At 65.0% G+C, this 15,707-nt stretch carries 17 protein-coding genes; 6 read left to right on the top strand and 11 right to left on the bottom strand.

All coding sequences use genetic code 11. The features are described 5' to 3' along the window. Positions 1–85 precede the first annotated feature (85 nt). Positions 86–1,437 (top strand): IS3 family transposase gene (locus ASF08_RS10720; protein ID WP_156465748.1). Its coding sequence is split into 2 segments (ribosomal slippage): positions 86–422 and positions 422–1,437, totalling 1,353 coding nucleotides; the frame shifts between segments, so codons are not numbered across the junction. Between the two features lie 346 nt (positions 1,438–1,783). Here ASF08_RS10720 and ftsH read toward each other — a convergent pair. From ftsH to ASF08_RS10695, 5 genes are all read right to left on the bottom strand, one after another. After that, positions 1,784–3,703: an ATP-dependent zinc metalloprotease FtsH gene (ftsH, locus tag ASF08_RS10715; RefSeq protein WP_018043038.1), complete on the bottom strand. Its 1,920-nt coding sequence runs from the start codon at positions 3,701–3,703 to the stop codon at positions 1,784–1,786. Positions 3,704–3,848: 145 nt separating this feature from the next. Continuing rightward, the gene (tilS, locus tag ASF08_RS10710; protein WP_056144688.1) at positions 3,849–4,856 is read right to left on the bottom strand and encodes a tRNA lysidine(34) synthetase TilS; all 1,008 of its coding nucleotides are present in this window, start codon (positions 4,854–4,856) and stop codon (positions 3,849–3,851) included. After that, positions 4,853–5,821 (bottom strand): tol-pal system protein YbgF, encoded by a 969-nt coding sequence (gene ybgF / locus ASF08_RS10705; protein WP_056144685.1) that lies wholly within the window; start codon positions 5,819–5,821, stop codon positions 4,853–4,855. Before ybgF ends, tilS begins: the two co-directional genes overlap by 4 nt. 116 nt (positions 5,822–5,937) lie before the next feature. Next, positions 5,938–6,438 carry a peptidoglycan-associated lipoprotein Pal gene (gene pal / locus ASF08_RS10700; RefSeq protein WP_018043035.1) on the bottom strand — a complete coding sequence of 167 codons (501 nt, stop codon included), beginning with the start codon at positions 6,436–6,438 and terminating at the stop codon, positions 5,938–5,940. Between the two features lie 323 nt (positions 6,439–6,761). After that, on the bottom strand, positions 6,762–7,160 hold the full coding sequence (locus tag ASF08_RS10695; protein WP_018043034.1) for an Hpt domain-containing protein: 399 nt from the start codon (positions 7,158–7,160) through the stop codon (positions 6,762–6,764). Between the two features lie 93 nt (positions 7,161–7,253). Here ASF08_RS10695 and ASF08_RS10690 point away from each other — a divergent pair, with 93 nt between their 5' ends. Beyond that, complete coding sequence (locus ASF08_RS10690; RefSeq protein WP_056144682.1) at positions 7,254–7,661, top strand: response regulator; 408 nt, start codon at positions 7,254–7,256, stop codon at positions 7,659–7,661. Positions 7,662–7,672: 11 nt separating this feature from the next. On the opposite strand, the gene ASF08_RS10685 is transcribed toward ASF08_RS10690, so the two are convergent. Then, complete coding sequence (locus ASF08_RS10685; protein WP_056144679.1) at positions 7,673–8,713, bottom strand: diguanylate cyclase domain-containing protein; 1,041 nt, start codon at positions 8,711–8,713, stop codon at positions 7,673–7,675. A gap of 143 nt (positions 8,714–8,856) precedes the next feature. Continuing rightward, positions 8,857–9,780 (bottom strand): hydroxymethylbilane synthase, encoded by a 924-nt coding sequence (gene hemC, locus ASF08_RS10680; RefSeq protein WP_056144676.1) that lies wholly within the window; start codon positions 9,778–9,780, stop codon positions 8,857–8,859. A 304-nt stretch (positions 9,781–10,084) separates the two neighbouring features. Between hemC and ASF08_RS10675 the strand changes: the two genes are divergently transcribed. Further along, entirely contained in the window at positions 10,085–10,360 is a 276-nt protein-coding gene (locus ASF08_RS10675; protein ID WP_244474498.1) for a hypothetical protein, read from the top strand. 369 nt (positions 10,361–10,729) lie between these two features. On the opposite strand, the gene ASF08_RS10670 is transcribed toward ASF08_RS10675, so the two are convergent. Together ASF08_RS10670 and ASF08_RS10665 are read right to left on the bottom strand one after the other, a co-directional pair. Beyond that, positions 10,730–11,029 carry an antibiotic biosynthesis monooxygenase family protein gene (locus ASF08_RS10670; RefSeq protein ID WP_056144668.1) on the bottom strand — a complete coding sequence of 100 codons (300 nt, stop codon included), beginning with the start codon at positions 11,027–11,029 and terminating at the stop codon, positions 10,730–10,732. Positions 11,030–11,067: 38 nt separating this feature from the next. After that, positions 11,068–11,934, bottom strand: coding sequence for a Kdo hydroxylase family protein (locus ASF08_RS10665; RefSeq protein ID WP_056144665.1), 867 nt, complete (start codon positions 11,932–11,934; stop codon positions 11,068–11,070). A 332-nt stretch (positions 11,935–12,266) separates the two neighbouring features. Between ASF08_RS10665 and ASF08_RS10660 the strand changes: the two genes are divergently transcribed. Continuing rightward, entirely contained in the window at positions 12,267–12,710 is a 444-nt protein-coding gene (locus ASF08_RS10660; protein ID WP_018043027.1) for a DNA-directed RNA polymerase sigma-70 factor, read from the top strand. A gap of 117 nt (positions 12,711–12,827) precedes the next feature. Beyond that, entirely contained in the window at positions 12,828–13,106 is a 279-nt protein-coding gene (locus ASF08_RS10655) for a hypothetical protein (RefSeq protein ID WP_056144839.1), read from the top strand. Between the two features lie 57 nt (positions 13,107–13,163). On the opposite strand, the gene ASF08_RS10650 is transcribed toward ASF08_RS10655, so the two are convergent. Then, positions 13,164–13,637 carry an Hsp20 family protein gene (locus tag ASF08_RS10650; RefSeq protein ID WP_018043025.1) on the bottom strand — a complete coding sequence of 158 codons (474 nt, stop codon included), beginning with the start codon at positions 13,635–13,637 and terminating at the stop codon, positions 13,164–13,166. A gap of 179 nt (positions 13,638–13,816) precedes the next feature. Between ASF08_RS10650 and ASF08_RS10645 the strand changes: the two genes are divergently transcribed. Next, the gene (locus ASF08_RS10645) at positions 13,817–14,821 is read left to right on the top strand and encodes an alpha/beta fold hydrolase (RefSeq protein WP_056144662.1); all 1,005 of its coding nucleotides are present in this window, start codon (positions 13,817–13,819) and stop codon (positions 14,819–14,821) included. 88 nt (positions 14,822–14,909) lie between these two features. Here ASF08_RS10645 and hisN read toward each other — a convergent pair whose 3' ends face one another. Then, a complete protein-coding gene (gene hisN / locus ASF08_RS10640) occupies positions 14,910–15,698 on the bottom strand; it encodes a histidinol-phosphatase (protein ID WP_056144659.1) in 789 nt (262 codons plus the stop codon). Between the last annotated feature and the right edge of the window lie 9 nt (positions 15,699–15,707).

Raw genomic sequence — 15,707 nt, 5'->3', positions numbered from 1 at the left:
TGTCCGACGTCAGCACCTGTGGGACAGATTGAGGGTCTTCACGAACGGAGGATGGCTGGTTCATCGTAGCCCCTAAGGAGCGAAGATGAAGCAGACATCCGGACCGGCCAAGAAGCCGGCAGAAGCGGTGATCAAGGACATTCGTCGGGCCACACGTCGGCAGTTCTCCTCCGAGGAGAAGATCCGCGTGGTGCTGGAAGGCTTGCGTGGCGAGGACAGCATCGCCGAGTTGTGCCGACGTGAGGGGATCGCCGCCTCGATGTACTACGGCTGGTCCAAGGAGTTCCTGGAGGCTGGCAAGAAGCGCCTGTCCGGCGACACGGCGCGTGCGGCAACGACGGACGAGGTGCGGGATCTGCGCCGCGAGACGGGAGCGCTGAAGGAGGTCGTAGCTGATCTCGTCCTGGAGAACCGTCTGCTTAAAAAAAGCATGAGCGGGGCTGGGGGCGACGAAGCATGAGGTACCCGGCCCCCGAGAAGCTGGAGATCATCCGGCTCGTCGAGCAATCCCACCTGCCGGTACGTACCACCCTGGACAAGCTCGGCATCACGCGCTCGACGTTCTACCGGTGGTACGACGCCTACCAGCGCGGCGGCCCCGAGGCGTTGAATGACCATCCCTCGCGGCCGAGCCGGGTCTGGAACCGCCTGCCTGCGGAGATCCGCGAGCAGATCGTTGCCCTGGCTCTGGAGCAGCCTGAACTCAGTCCGCGTGAGCTGGCGGTGCGCTTCACAGACGAGCGTCGCTACTTCGTCTCGGAAGCGACCGTCTACCGGTTGCTCAAGTCTCAGGACCTGATCACCAGCCCGGCCTATATCGTCATCAAGGCCGCCGACGAGTTCCGCGATAAGACCACCGCGCCCAATCAGCTTTGGCAGACGGACTTCACCTACCTGAAGGTCGTTGGCTGGGGCTGGTACTACCTGTCGACGGTGCTGGACGACTTCTCACGCTACATCGTGGCCTGGAAGCTGTGCACGACGATGCAGGCCAGCGACGTCACCGCCACGCTCGACCTGGCGCTGGGTGCGGCTGGGCTCGATCAGGCGCGGGTGATGCATCGGCCACGCCTGCTCTCCGACAATGGGCCGAGCTACGTCGCCAGCGACCTGGCTGACTGGCTCGGCAGCCGGGGCATGACTCACATCCGCGGTGCGCCATGCCATCCTCAAACGCAGGGCAAGATCGAGCGTTGGCATCAGACGCTCAAGAACCGCATCCTGCTCGAACACGCCTACTTGCCCGGCGAACTGGAGACGCAGGTTGCCGACTTCGTCGAACACTACAACCATGCCCGAGCCCATGAGAGCCTGAGCAACCTCACGCCCGCTGACGTCTACTTCGGACGCGGCGAAGGGATCCTGGCCGAGCGGGAACGCATCAAGCGCCAGACCCTCATGGATCGCCGCTTGCGCCACCACGCGCAGGCCGCCTAACCTCTTACCCCAGATGGACCAGAGCCTCCGCTCCTGAACTTCGCAGAATGTCCCAAATCATCTGACGACGGACAGTGNTTCCGATCTGCCGCTTGCGCCACCACGCGCAGGCCGCCTAACCTCTTACCCCAGATGGACCAGAGCCTCCGCTCCTGAACTTCGCAGAATGTCCCAAATCATCTGACGACGGACAGTGGCGCCTTATCGCGACGATGGACACGGCCGAACCGCGCCTCGCCATATGGTCGATCCGCGATGCCGTCCGGATTGGGCTTTGGCAACCAAAAGAAAAGCGGCGAGGTCGCCCTCGCCGCTTTGTTATCTTCGTAGAGTGATCACGTGGGCGTCACGCCTGTGGTTGGGGCTCCAACCCACCCTCGCTGTCCCGCGGACGGCCGCGACCAGCGGAGGGGACGGAAGAACCGCGAATAGGCGCCGGTCCATCGCCCGCATCGCGGATCGGCGGCTTTCCTGCGATCAGGTTCTTGATTTCGTCCCCCGAAAGGGTTTCGTATTCGAGGAGCCCCTGGGCGAGCGCTTCGAGATCGTCCTTGTGCTCACCGAGGATGCGACGGGCTTCCTCGAGGCCGGTCTCGACGAGACGGCGAACCTCGGCGTCGATCTTTTGGGCGGTGGCCTCGGAAACCGTCTGCTGACGGCCCATGGACATGCCGAGGAAGACCTCGTCGTTGTTCTCGCCGTAGGCCACGGTACCGAGCTCAGGAGAGAAGCCCCACCGGGTCACCATCATGCGGGCGAGACGGGTCGCCTGCTCGATGTCCGACTGGGCGCCCGAAGTCACCTTGTCGGCACCGAAGGTCATCTCCTCGGCGATGCGGCCGCCCATCATGATGGCAAGACGGGAGGTCATCTGCTCGAAGCTCATGGACAGCTTGTCGCGTTCCGGCAGCTGCATGACCATGCCGAGCGCCCGGCCGCGCGGAATGATCGTCGCCTTGTGGACGGGATCGGTGGCCGGCACGTTGAAGGCGACGATGGCATGGCCGCCCTCGTGATAGGCGGTGAGCCGCTTCTCATCCTCGGTCATGACCAGAGTGCGCCGCTCGGCACCCATCATCACCTTGTCCTTGGCGTCTTCGAACTCGTGCATCGTGACGATTCGCTTACCACGACGGGCCGCGAGGAGAGCGGATTCGTTGACGAGGTTCATCAGGTCGGCGCCGGAGAAGCCCGGGGTGCCGCGCGCGATGACCTTGAGGTCGACATCCGGTGCCAAGGGCACCTTGCGGACGTGGACACGCAGGATGCGCTCACGGCCGACGACGTCGGGATTCGGCACCATGATCTGACGATCGAACCGACCCGGACGCAGCAGGGCGGGGTCGAGCACGTCAGGGCGGTTCGTGGCCGCGATGATGATCACGCCCTCGTTGGCCTCGAACCCATCCATCTCCACGAGGAGCTGGTTCAGGGTCTGCTCGCGTTCGTCGTTGCCACCGCCCAGGCCGGCACCGCGATGGCGGCCGACTGCGTCGATCTCGTCGATGAAGATGATGCAGGGTGCGTTCTTCTTCGCCTGCTCGAACATATCGCGGACACGCGACGCGCCGACGCCGACGAACATCTCGACGAAGTCGGAGCCCGAGATCGTGAAGAACGGCACGTTGGCCTCGCCCGCCACCGCACGGGCAATGAGGGTCTTACCCGTGCCGGGAGGGCCGACGAGGAGCACACCGCGCGGAATGCGGCCGCCGAGACGCTGGAACTTCTGGGGATCGCGCAGGAACTCGACGATCTCCTGCAGGTCTTCCTTGGCTTCCTCGACGCCGGCGACATCGTCGAAGCTCACGCGGCCCGACGCCTCGGTAAGAAGCTTGGCCTTCGACTTCCCAAAGCCCATGGCGCGCCCGGCACCCGACTGCATCTGGCGACTCAGGAAGATCCAGGCGCCGATGAAGACGAGGATGGGCAGCCAGCTCACGAGCAGCTGAATGAACCAGGGCGTGTTGTCCGAGGGGGGACGCGCGGTGATCTGCACGCCCTTGCTCTGAAGCTTGGACACCAAGTTCGGATCGTTGGGCGCGTAGGAGGTGAAATTGCCACCACCGACATAGGTACCGCTCACGTCCTGCCCGGAGATCACCACCGTCTGGATCTTGCCGGAATCGGCATCGTTCAGAAGCTGGCTATAGGCGATCTCGCTGCCGCCGCCGCGATGTCCCGGATTCTGGAACAAGGTGACGAGCGCCAGCACGAGCAGGAAGATGACGACCCACAAGGCAAAGTTGCGGAAGTTCGGGTTCATCGATCAATCCCTGGGGGCGTCCGGTCCCGCGTTTGGTGGACGGATCACGCGGATACATGTCGGCAATGTAGGCAGTGCCGCCCCCCTTGCCAAGTAAATCGGGCCAGCCTGCGGCAAGCCAGTCAGGGGAAAGGTGAGCGCGCCCCTAAGATGGAGACCGCCGGGGCGGGGCTGTGCGTAAGGAGAGGGCGCCCTCCGCGTTCAGATCGACGAGGATGCCGCGAAGGGTCCTCCGCATGGCGGTGCCTGCAACGAGGGCCGGCCGGAGACCGTCGACGACGAGACGTTCCAGGCGTTCGAGGCGAATTGCCCCTCCCCCGCCAGCCTCGTGCAATGCGAGTCCGACAACGCGGATGAGGATCGCATCCGGCAAAGCCGCCAGCGGAGGGGCATCCAATACGACGGCATCTGCGGTGATGCGGAGTGCGGTGAAGGCGGCGCAGGCGGCGTCGCGTAACGCGTCGTCGTCGCGAGCCATGCGGGCGGCGAGGCGGCGGAGCCGCTCGGGGCTGAGGCCTTCCGCCGCGAGATCGGGCATGAGGCGGCGCAGGCGCGCGCGCGCGAAGCGCTCATCCACATTCGAGGGATCGCGCGCGGAAACCAGCCCATGGGCAGCGCAGTAGGCGACGAGGTCCGCCTTCGGGATATCGAGGAAGGGCCTCGCTAGGCGCATTCCCGGCGCGAGGTCGCGTTCGCGCCGCATCCCGGCGAGCCCCCCCGGACCGCTTCCGGCGAGAAGCCGCATCAGCACGGTCTCCGCCTGATCGTCGGCGGTATGACCGGTGAGAATGGTATCGGCACCGACCCGGCCCGCGCATTCCGCGAGGAGGGTGTAGCGCGCGTGACGGGCGGCGGCTTGAATACCACGGCTCGGCTTGTCGCCGTCCCAGGTCAAGATGTGATGGCTCAGTCCGAGTGACCTGGCGGTGAGACCGACGCTCCGGGCCTCGTCGCCTCCTTCTGCTCGGAGGCGATGATCCACCGTTGCCACCTGGATCGGATGCGCCGAACCGAGCCGGGCGGCCGCATGCATCAACGCGGTGGAATCCGGTCCGCCGGAGACGGCGATGAGAAGGCGGCTGGACCTGAGATACGGCATTAGCGCGACGGCGAGCGTCGCATCGATGCCGTCACTCGATGGAGCGGCGTTCAAGCGGCGCAGCGTGCGCGTTTCTGCTCGCGGACCACGCTCTGGCGGACACCCTGTGCGGCGGAAGGAAATTTGCGTTCCAGTTCCGCGAGGGTCGCGCAGGCCTGTTCGCGAGCGCCGAGGGCATTCAGCGAGATCCCGAGCTTCAGCATCGCGTCCGGCGCCTGGGGCGAGCGCGCGTAATCCGTGGAGACCTTCAGGAACTGCTCGGCCGCCTCGCGGTTGCGGTTTCGCTGGAGGTAGCTCTCACCGAGCCAGTAGGTCGCCGACGGCACCTGCGCGTCGCGCGGATGCGACTGAATGAACTGGCGCAGGCTCATCTCCGCCTGTTCGTAATGCCGTCCGGCGATGTAGCCGTAGGCCGTCTCGTAATCCGCCCGTGCGTCACCCGTCGTCGTCGCGGCCACGCTGGTCATCGGGCGTGCCGGGCTCGGCAGCGTGCCGGTTGTGGGCACGCGTGAGGGGGGCGTGAGGTCGACGGGGCCGCCCAGGCCGGGAGGAGACAGGCCAGGCTCCTCGTCATCGGCATCGACCACGGTGGGCGGCACACTCGGGCCCCGTGACGACGGCGCAGCGGCGATGGCGGCGGAGGGGATGGTCGTGCCGAGTTGCATTGGCCCGCCGGGACGGCCCGGATTCTGCTCCGGGTCGAAGGCATCGCTGCGCTTCTGCTGCTTGGCTTGTCCGGGATTGGTGCCGGACGGAGGGGCGGTAGGCTTTCCACCGCCACTCTTGCCTTCCTGCAGCCGGTATTCGACGTCCTCCTGGAACTTGCGAAGCTGTTCCTTGAGCTGGCGATTCTCGTATTGCAGCGTCTCGATCTGACCCGCCATCTGGCGAGACTGGTTCTCGATGCGGTTCAGGCGAACGACGAACTCCGACGCATCCTGAGCCGCCGCCGGACCGACGGCGGTCAGAGGGGCGAGGAATGCGAGAAACGTGGCCGTGAGAAGCAGGCGGCGGAGCATGGGAATCGGCACCTGTGGTCGGATCGGACGGGGATGCATCGGCAGCGCCCCGCCGATAGCAGATGTGCCGGGACGCGGCAAAAATAGGGCCACGCCTGCGAAGGTCACCTTCGCCTTCAGGAGCCGGCGCCCCGGTCGAGGACGGTCACGGCGCGGCGGTTCTGAGACCAGCAGGAGATGTCGTTACACACGGCGACCGGGCGCTCCTTGCCGTAGGAGACCGTCCGCATCCTTCCGGCGGCGAGTCCACGCGAGGACAGGTAGTCCTTGACGGATTGAGCCCGGCGCTCGCCGAGCGAGAAGTTGTACTCGCGGGTGCCGCGCTCGTCGGCATGGCCTTCGACAAGGAATGTGTAGCGAGGGTAGCGCTGCAACCACTGAGCCTGTTTGTCGAGGGTGGCGGTGGCAGTCGGCGTCAAGTCGGTCGAATCCGATTCGAAGAAGACGCGGTCGCCGATATTGACGACGAAGTCTTGAGCGCTGCCCGGCGTATTGGCGCCGCCTGCAAAACCCGAGGCGTCGGCGAGATCCTTGTCGTTGGTGCAGGCAGCGACACTGAGCGCGGCGCAAAGGGCTGCCGCGAGCGGAAACACGCGAAAGCGCGCGGTCATGGACATGGTCTTGCTCTCCTCGGGCGGGGCGTCCGGTTCCGGGACGTCCCCACGGGGCCGTTCGGTGGTGCGACCTGTGTAGGTCGAGCGGGTTAAGCGAAGGTTCCGTCAACCTTGACGGGGTGTTTCAAAGGCCGAATTCCAGTCGCCGTATGTGACGCTCGGCACCTCGATTTCCCAGAATGGCCTCGTGACCTGCGCAACGATCCGTGTCGCACCTCAAATGCGGCAGTCACGCGACGGATAAGCCGCGCGCTCCGCACTCTTGGCGGGTGTGCCTTCGGCGCAACGGGTTCGTGCCATGAGCTTCTCAAGGAGCACGATGGCCATCATTCGCGCGCGCCCAAGACGGCGAGGGCGGTCAGCGCGCGGTCGGCGGCGATCCGCCCTTCCTGCAGCGGGATGGCGATGTCGTCGCCCTTCAGGCAGGCCTGTTCGATGACCGAACAGCACCGCGAAAGGTCGAGAAAACCGAGAGACCCGCTCGATGCCAACAGAGCATGGGCATCCTGCGCGATAGTGGCCCGATCGTCGTTCCCGGCGGGAAAGCGGACGCGGATCTCGACGACGAGCAGGGACAGAAGCCGTTTCAGATGGTCGTGCCCGAGAAGAACCTCGAGTTCGGCGAGCGTTGCCTCGTCGCAGACCGTCCCTCTCCCCTTGTCGGACGTGTGCTCCACCGCTGCCTCACGCATCGTCGAAGGGTATTTGAACGACCCACCGTCCATGTCGCCGACGATCTCCGAATCGACGCGACCATTGATGGAAGCTTAACCATTAATGCAGTTATTTGTTGATGTATGAAAGGGTCGACAGCCGGCATGAGTGGCGCACCGAACGTTCTGATCGTCGAGGACAATTTCCTCCTGCTGGATATGTTGACGATCCAGTGCGAGCGTGCCGGCCTCACGGCCGTCGCGGCGTCCAGTGGCGAAGACGCTCTGACGCTTCTCAGAACGCGTGGTGCCGATTTCGACTGGTTGCTGACCGATATCAATCTCCCGGGATTGATCGACGGATGGACGGTGGCTCGCGCCTTCCGCGAGGTTCGTCCTGACCGCCCGGTCATCTATGCGTCGACGAATGCCTATTTCGATCGCAGGCCACTTCGAGGAAGCCTCTCGGTCCGCAAGCCGTTTCAGATCCGCGAGATCGTCGCCCTTGCCCGGATGATGGCGGCGGAGCGCGGCCTATCCCCCGCTCTGGTATCGCACCACGCATCGGCGTGAGACGGTCGCCGTCATTTCGCCGGAGGGGCTAGGCGGAATGTCCCGCGCCCATCCGCCTTGGCCGCATAGAGGGCCATGTCGGCCTCTGCGAAGAGGTCCTCCGGACTGTGGCTCACCATCGTGGCGATGCCGATGGAGACGCCGATCGTGAAGGTCCCCTGCCCCCAGGCGATGGGCGGCACCATGGCGGCGATGATCCGTTTCGCCAGGGTCGCGAGGCCCTGTGTGCCGATGGTGGCGCCGACGACGACCCCGAACTCGTCACCCCCGATGCGTGCGACGAATTCCGTGTGACGGCACGTCTCTTTGAGGCGGCGCCCCACCTCGGCGAGACAGGCATCGCCGGCCATGTGGCCATGAAGGTCGTTGACCTGTTTGAAGCCGTCGAGGTCGAGGAGCAGCAGGGCTCCCAGTCGGTCCATCCGGGTGAGGCGGCCGTAGAAGCTTGTGCGGTTGGGCAGGCCCGTCAGGGTATCGAACTCCGCGAGATAGCGGGTCCGGTCGGCGAGAATCTTCTCCTCGGTGATGTCCTGCTTCATGCCGAAGATGCGGACCGGTATTCCTCCCTCGCATTCCACCGTAGCGGTCAGGCGGATCCAGCGTCGGTTGCCCAAAGCCGTTACGATCTCGGCGTCCAGGGTAAAGCCGCCACGCTCGGCGATGGCCTCGCTCCGAAGTGTGTCGAGGCGGACGCGTGACTCCGGGCTGTAGCAGCCCAGGGTCGTTTCGCGGTCCACCGCGGAGCCCACCGGCAGGTCGAACATCCGGTAGACGGCATCGGTCCAAGTCAGTACCTCGTCCTCGAGGCGGCATTCCCACACTCCGATCCTGGCCACGGCCGAGGCGCGTTCGAAGATCTTACGGCTGTGGGCAAGAGACAGGGCCTGGGCGTCGATGAAGCGGGCCTGGTCTTCGATACGGGCCTGGAGGGCCGCGATCACTTGTGCATCCTCGCGGCGCTCAACCGTGATCTCTTCCCGTCCTGGGGTATCCCCGTCGAGATGGATCAGCACCGGTGAGCGGGACGACGGGTGGGCGCAGACCTCATCCATCTGTATCCCCGAACCGCAAAGAGTATAGGACTGTACCCTTACCGTAGCCGATCAGCGATTAACCGTTCCTCTCCTATCCGCAACGCGCGAAGTTGCCGCGCCTACCCCGGATCGGCACTGATGCCGTTGGAGCGAGAGACCGCTTATTGCAGATGTTTGGCGTAGGTGTCGCCGGCTGCGCGTTTCAATTCGGCTCCGGCATCCTGTCCGATCCGAGCGGCGTCCGATACCGCGCCCCTACGGCGGACCGCCCAATGGGCGCTGCCGTCAGGCAGGAACAACAGACCGTCGAGGTTCAGCACGTCGCCGTCGATCCGTGCCAGGGCCGCGATGGGTGTGCGGCACGATCCATCGAGTTCCGCCAGGAGCCCGCGCTCGGCGTCGAGTTCGGACGTGGCCGTGGCGGATCGAAGAGGGGCGAGCAACGCACGAACGTCGGAATCCGCCTCCCGGCATTCGATGCCGAGTGCGCCCTGCGCCACGGCGGGGAGCATTTCGTCCACGGCCAGGACGCTCCGTGCCATGTCGGCCATACCAAGGCGTTCGAGGCCGCAAAGGGCCAGGAGCGTCGCCTCGCAGGTGCCCTCCTGAAGCTTGCGCATCCGGGTATTGGCGTTGCCGCGCATGGGGACGATGCGCAGGTCCGGGCGGCGCATGAGGACCTGAGCGGCTCGGCGCAGGGAGGACGTGCCGACGCGGGCGCCCGGCGCAAGGCCGGCAAAACCCTCCGCTTGCGCAGAGAGGAAAGCATCGCGCGGATCGTCCCGTTCCAGGATGCAGGCGATGACCAGCCCTTCGGGCAACCAGGTCTCGACATCCTTCATCGAATGTACGGCCACATCGACCACGTCGGCAAAAAGGGCCTGTTCGAGTTCCTTCGTGAACAGTCCCTTGCCGCCGATCTCGGAGAGCGGTCGGTCGAGGATGCGGTCGGCCACCGTGTTGACCACCACCAACTCTGTCTCCAGCCCCGGATTAGCCGCCACGATCTTGTCGCGGACCATTCCCGTCTGTGCGAGAGCCATTGGGCTACCGCGGGTGCCGATGCGGAGGGGGCGCTGGATCATGGGCGATGGACGCCTGTGCAAGGACGCTTCGGATGAAGCCGCCTCTATCGAGGACGGTTTCCCTCAGTAAGCAGTCCACGGTCGGCTGTCACCGTGGCGAAGGCTTCGCCCGAATCGCGCGCCAGGGTGTGGAAGGATTCATTTCATCCAAACCCGATCATCGAATCCTTACGAAAGACGGGCAACTGTGGCGAGATCTGCGGTCGAGACGAGAGAGATGGCTCCGAGCAAGCTCGAACGGTTCCGAGACGCGCATTTTCCCCTGGCCGACGACGAAGCTTCTGGTCAGCCAACGGAGCGGAGCGTGCCGTTGCGTCGCATCGACCCGCCGCACTCCGAAAAGTCTTCTCCTCGACGGCGGCGTGGCGTCTTCGGCCGAGCCTATGTCGGTCTCAAGCTGATCCTGACACTCGGGCCGCTTGCCTTCCTGCTTCTCTCGGCCGTCGCCGAATGTCGACCCCGCTCGTCGGCGCTCTTGCCGGACTTCCTGCAGGCCAGTGCCTGCGCACGGCGCGACCTCACCCGCCACGCATGGTCCATCGAAAGTACGCTCAAGACCGTATCGGACCGTCTTCGCTGAAGCCGCACGGCAGCGGTGTGATCCACGAAAGAATTTTTAATCCTAACCGAACGCTACGGCGAGTTGCGTAGGTTTCAGCTGCATGCCGCACAGGTTGGTCTGTACGCCCTCCAAGAGCAAGGCCTGGGAGCGTGATGCAACCGGATTCGCCCGCCGTTCTCCCTTTGCACTCAGGTACCGCTGATATGGGTCTGCGCCCTGGCAGAGTGGTAGCATCGCGGCACGCCGATCGGAGCGACGCCAAGGACGTTTTCGGCGATGTCACGACGGTGCGCCGAGGTTGGGTGATGGGTCTTTCGCTGGATGCCGCGTGAAGCCCTAGGCGCTCCTCGACAGCCGCATCGAAATGCTTATCCGGCAATCCGGGCGTCAGAACGCCTGGAGGGTGAGCTCCGTATGCTCGACGCTGGGCGGTCCTTCGAAGAACGGAGAGACCATCGCACGATAATCCTTCCACGCCTGCGACCCGGTGAAGAGTTCGGTATGGTCGGCGAGCGTCTCCCACTCGATTAGCAGCCGGTAGCGCTGGGGTTTCTCCACGGAACGGCGCACGGCGAAGCTCTTGCAGCCCTTGGCGACCTTGAAGATCTCGGATGCTTTGGCGATGTTCGCTTCGAAATCAGCCTCCATGCCGGATTTGATGTCGATCTGTGCAATCTCGAGGATCATGGCGTGGTCCTAAACCCGGTCTCTGTGGTGGGGAGATCTTAACGGAGTTTGCGCCCGAGCTTCTTGGCGAGGATCCGCTGCGGGCTGCGCTCCGGATACGCCTGGCTCGTCACGGGCAGGTAGGCCGTCTGTTCCAACATGTAGCGGCCGCCCATGGCGCCATGCATGACAAGGTCCGAGAACGTCACCCAGGTCTGGCCCGGGGCGAACTGCACGTCGGCCTGGGGACCCTTCTGCTGGTACTCCATGTCCTGCTTCAGCGCATCGTGGAGATGCAGCATCAGGTGGTCGTATTCGGAGCGGCGCGCCTTGGTGATACGCAGGGCCGCCAGCAGCCGCGCCGACAAGGGCGAGTAGCCGGGCAGGCGCGGCAAGAACTTCTCGGCCATCGAGCCGAAATCCTCGCCCACCCGCCACAGGCGGGGCTGCCCGTTCGGGTTGATGTTGCGGAAGATGCGAAGGATGCGCTTCTCGCCGATCGGGTTCGACGGAAAGGCGTCCACATGCAGGCGTGTATCGTCCCGGCGCCAGCTGAGCTTGCGCTGGTCCACCTCGAACGGGCGGTAGGAGGTGCCGGCCAGCGTGATCTTGCCGGTATAGGCCGGCAGATGGCGGTCGATCAGCCCCTGGGCGAAGGCTTTGTAGCGGATGAGAAGCTGGCGCAGGGCCTCCTGCTCCTCCGGCGTTCCGGCTGCCCCTCTCAGTGAGGCCTCCTTGCCGCGGATGTTGACGTTCTTGGCCTTGCCGTCGGCAAAGGGTCGTTCGACGAAGCGCTTCTCAAAATCGCTGAAGGGGAAGTCTTCATCGTGGAAGACGAGAACCGAGCCGCTCTCCAGAGCTTCGACAAGGGAGGGGACGCCGGGCGCTGATCCGTCGCGGGCGACGGAAAGGATCGGACTGATCATTGGGGAAGCGTCCTCGAAAGCCGCGTGTGCCGCGCGGTTTAGCCGAAGCTCGGGCTTTCCGCCAAGGGCAGGACGCTAAGGGCAGGCCGCCAAGAGAAAGGGCGAGCCCGTCGCGGGCGACGACGCGCGCCAGAACATCGATACGATCTCGAGCGACTGATGATGCATTAGCGGTGGATGAATTCTTCACCCGGTTGTCATTGCCGCGGTGTCGGCCCAACCCTGCTCAATCGAGCGAGAGCATCCGTCGCAACCTTGGCGCATGCCCGACCGTTCTCTCGGTGACGGGCCGGTCCAATGGTTCGGCCGCGACGGCAGCGAGGAAGCCGACGATGGCGACGTTGAAGGAATTCGAAGAGGCCCTGCGCGAGCAGGGCATGAACATGGCGCTCGCCTTGCTCCAGCGTCTGCGCGAGCGCGACCGGGCGACCCGCACGATCAAGCCGGCACGACGCCTCACGGGGCAGAAGATGACGCCGGATCTGGCGCGAGCCATCCTTGATCTCCACGCCTCCACGGGAATGACCCAGCAGGAGATCGCCTTCAAGGTCGGCGTGAACCAGGGGCGGGTCAACGAGGTGATCAAGCGCGGCAAATGGCTGAGCGACAACCCGAATGCACCTGAAGCCGTGGCCCGCGACAAAGCAAAAGCCCGGATGCGCGGCGAGCCGAGACAGCACCGTCCTGCATCAAAACCTCCGGTTCGCAAGGAGGCTCCGGTCGCTGCACGCCGCAGGCAAAGCCCGCAGGGGCAACTCGTCTTCGGCGACCTCTGAATCCTCTACCGAAACCTGGCTGATCGGCTTGGAGTTACCTCGGTGAGACCGCGTTTCCGTGCGGTGGAAGACGAGGGGTGTTGCGCTGTGTTGAAGGTTTACCGTTTCATCTGCGTTATGTGTACCGTCATCGGCATCAGTTGGCCCGCCATGGCACAGCGGCCATCAACCCTCGACATGACCTGCCCAGAGGCGAGAGCCGTCGTGTCACGGAGCCGGGGCATCGTCCTCGGGACAGGTGGATCGACCTACGATCGCTTCGTGCGCGACCGTGGCGCATGCGAGGTCACTGAGATCACCATCCCCGCCTACGCGCCCACCCGCGATATGGCGGATTGCTTCATCGGCTACCGATGCCGGGAGCCGGGCCGAGGCGACCGGTTCGATGGATTTTGAACGCGCGCAGGCGCCCCGACCTCCCGGTCGGGGCGCTCATGGTCGAAAGACCGGCGATTACGCCGCTGCTTGCACCTGACCTTCGATCACGGGCGCTTTCACGGCGCCCGACGTGGCGATCTGGATCTGGCGGGGCTTCTTAGCCTCCGGAATCTCTCGGACGAGATCGATATGGAGCAGGCCGTTCTCCAGGGCCGCACCCGTGACCTGGACATAGTCGGCAAGCTGGAACCGGCGTTCGAAACCACGAGCGGCGATCCCCTGATGAAGAACCTCGGCTTTGCGGGTCGTGTCGGGACTGCGCTCGCCCTTGAGCGTGAGCGCGTTTTCCTTAACCTCGATGGTGAGGTCGGATTCGGTGAACCCAGCCACCGCGACGGTAATACGGTAAGCGTTTTCGCCTGTGCGCTCGATATTGTAGGGCGGATAGGTCGGGACCGCATCGGCGCTCACGAACTGGTCGAGGGCCGAGAAAAGACGGTCGAAGCCGACGGTAGAGCGATAGAGGGGAGCAAGATCGAACTGGCGCATGACATATTCTCCGTAGGAAGCAACATGTAACGTTATCGTCCGCCCAGAGGGCCGGACCGTTGCGCCGCCGTATCGGCCGGCGCTCCTCCAATATCGGAGGTACGTCGGAAGGCTTCAAGAGTCTGGATAGCCCTTCTCATGCAAAATTTGCCGCTGCTTCTCTTGTCTGGATCCTCCACATGCTGACCCTTGCTTCCACGCCCGGAAATCCGGCCCCTCCGGGGGGGACGTTGGTCGTCGTCCATGCAGATGACGGGATCCGGCTGAGGGCGGCCCATTGGCGCCCGACGACCCGGTTGGCGAAGGGAACAGTGTGCCTGCTGCAGGGCCGGGCCGAGTTCATCGAAAAATATTACGAGACCATCTCGGAGCTGCGCCGGCGCGGGTTCGCCGTCGTCGCGTTCGATTGGCGGGGCCAGGGGGAATCACAACGGCAGGTCTCCGATGCACATCGCGGCCACGTCGCGCGTTTCGACGATTATCGCCGCGATCTCAAGGCGATCGAGGATGCGATCCTGCGACCGCTGATGCCGCATCCGCATATGTGTCTCGCCCATTCCATGGGCGGCGCCGTAGCGCTGACCGGGGCGATGGATGGGTGGCTGCCCTTCGCCCGCCTCGTGACGGTGGCGCCGATGCTGTCGATCCGGATGATCCGTTTCCCGGCCGCATCTTTCTTTCTTGCTCGTGTCCTGCACAGGCTGGGTCTCGGGCGCAGCTACATCCCGTTCGGCAAGCCCGCCTCTTTGGCTACGAAACCGTTCGCGGGAAACCGCCTCTCGGGTGATCCCGCCCGCTATGAACGCAATGCCCAGGCGGCCCGGGCCGTCGGCGCCAGCGCCGTGGGGGATCCGAGCGTGGCCTGGATCGTCGGCGCGTTCCGGGCGATGGCGAAGCTCGCTGATCCGCGAAAAGCCGCCTCGATCCGCATTCCGACTCTCGTGATCGGCGCCGGCGCCGACCCAGTTTGCGACACCGCGATCACGGAACGGTTCGTGGGCCGCCTCTCCTCCGGTTTCCTCCTCGTCCTGCCCGACGCCCGCCATGAGATCCTCTCGGAACGCGACGCGATTCGAGACGATTTCTGGGCGGCTTTCGATGCCTTCGTACCGGGGACTGTCGTGTCGGAAAGGGCTGAACACGCCGATGCGGGGCGGGCCGTCGCCGCCGCGATGACGCCGTGAGACACGCCCCCGATTGACCGGAAGAGGCCATCGCTTCTCCTCGGCCAAACGAGTGACGCAGAGCCTAAGCCATTAAAGAATCAGTGCATTACGGGTTGAGGTGGCGCAGGGCCGCGGCGTGGAGCCGGACGTCCCCGGCGGCGAGGATCCGGCCGCCCGTCGCGGCTGAACCGCCATCCCAGGCGGTGACGATGCCGCCGGCACCCTCGATGATCGGGATCAGCGCGACGATGTCGTGGGCCTTCAAACCGGCCTCGACCACGAGGTCGATCTGGCCTGCCGCGAGCATGCAATAGGCATAGCAATCGGTGCCGTAGCGCGACATGCGCACGGCGCCCTCGATGCTCCGGAAGCGATCCTGCTCGTCGCCCGGCGCGAACAGGCGCGGATCGGTGGTGGCGAGCAGCGCATCGGCGAGGCGCTCGCAGCGGCGGGTCATGAGCTTGCGCGGGCCGCGAATGCCGTGGAACGAGGCGCTTGCCCCATCCCCCACGAAGCGTTCGCCCAGATAGGGCTGGTTCATCAACCCGCGCACCGGCACGCCGTCATGGAGCAGGCCGATCAGCGTTCCCCAGGTGGGAAGCCCCGTGATGAAGGCGCGGGTGCCATCGATGGGGTCGAGGACCCAGACGCATTCGGCATCCGCGTGGTCGGAGCCGAACTCCTCCCCGACGATGCCGTGGGTGGGGAATGTGCTGCGGATCCGTCCGCGCAGGATCGTCTCGGCCGCCCGGTCGGCCTCCGTGACGGGATCGAAGGCGCCGGTGTCCCGGCCCTTGTCGTCCATGCCGAACGAGGCCCGGAAGAAGGGCAGGATGGCCTGCCCCGACTCGGTGGCGAGGTCTTCCATGAACCGTGCGAGATCGACGACGCTCATCGAAAGCCT

It is taken from the genome of Methylobacterium sp. Leaf85 (genome assembly GCF_001422125.1).
Taxonomy (GTDB): Bacteria; Pseudomonadota; Alphaproteobacteria; order Rhizobiales; family Beijerinckiaceae; genus Methylobacterium; species Methylobacterium bullatum.
This window is presented reverse-complemented; position numbering and strand designations above follow the sequence as displayed.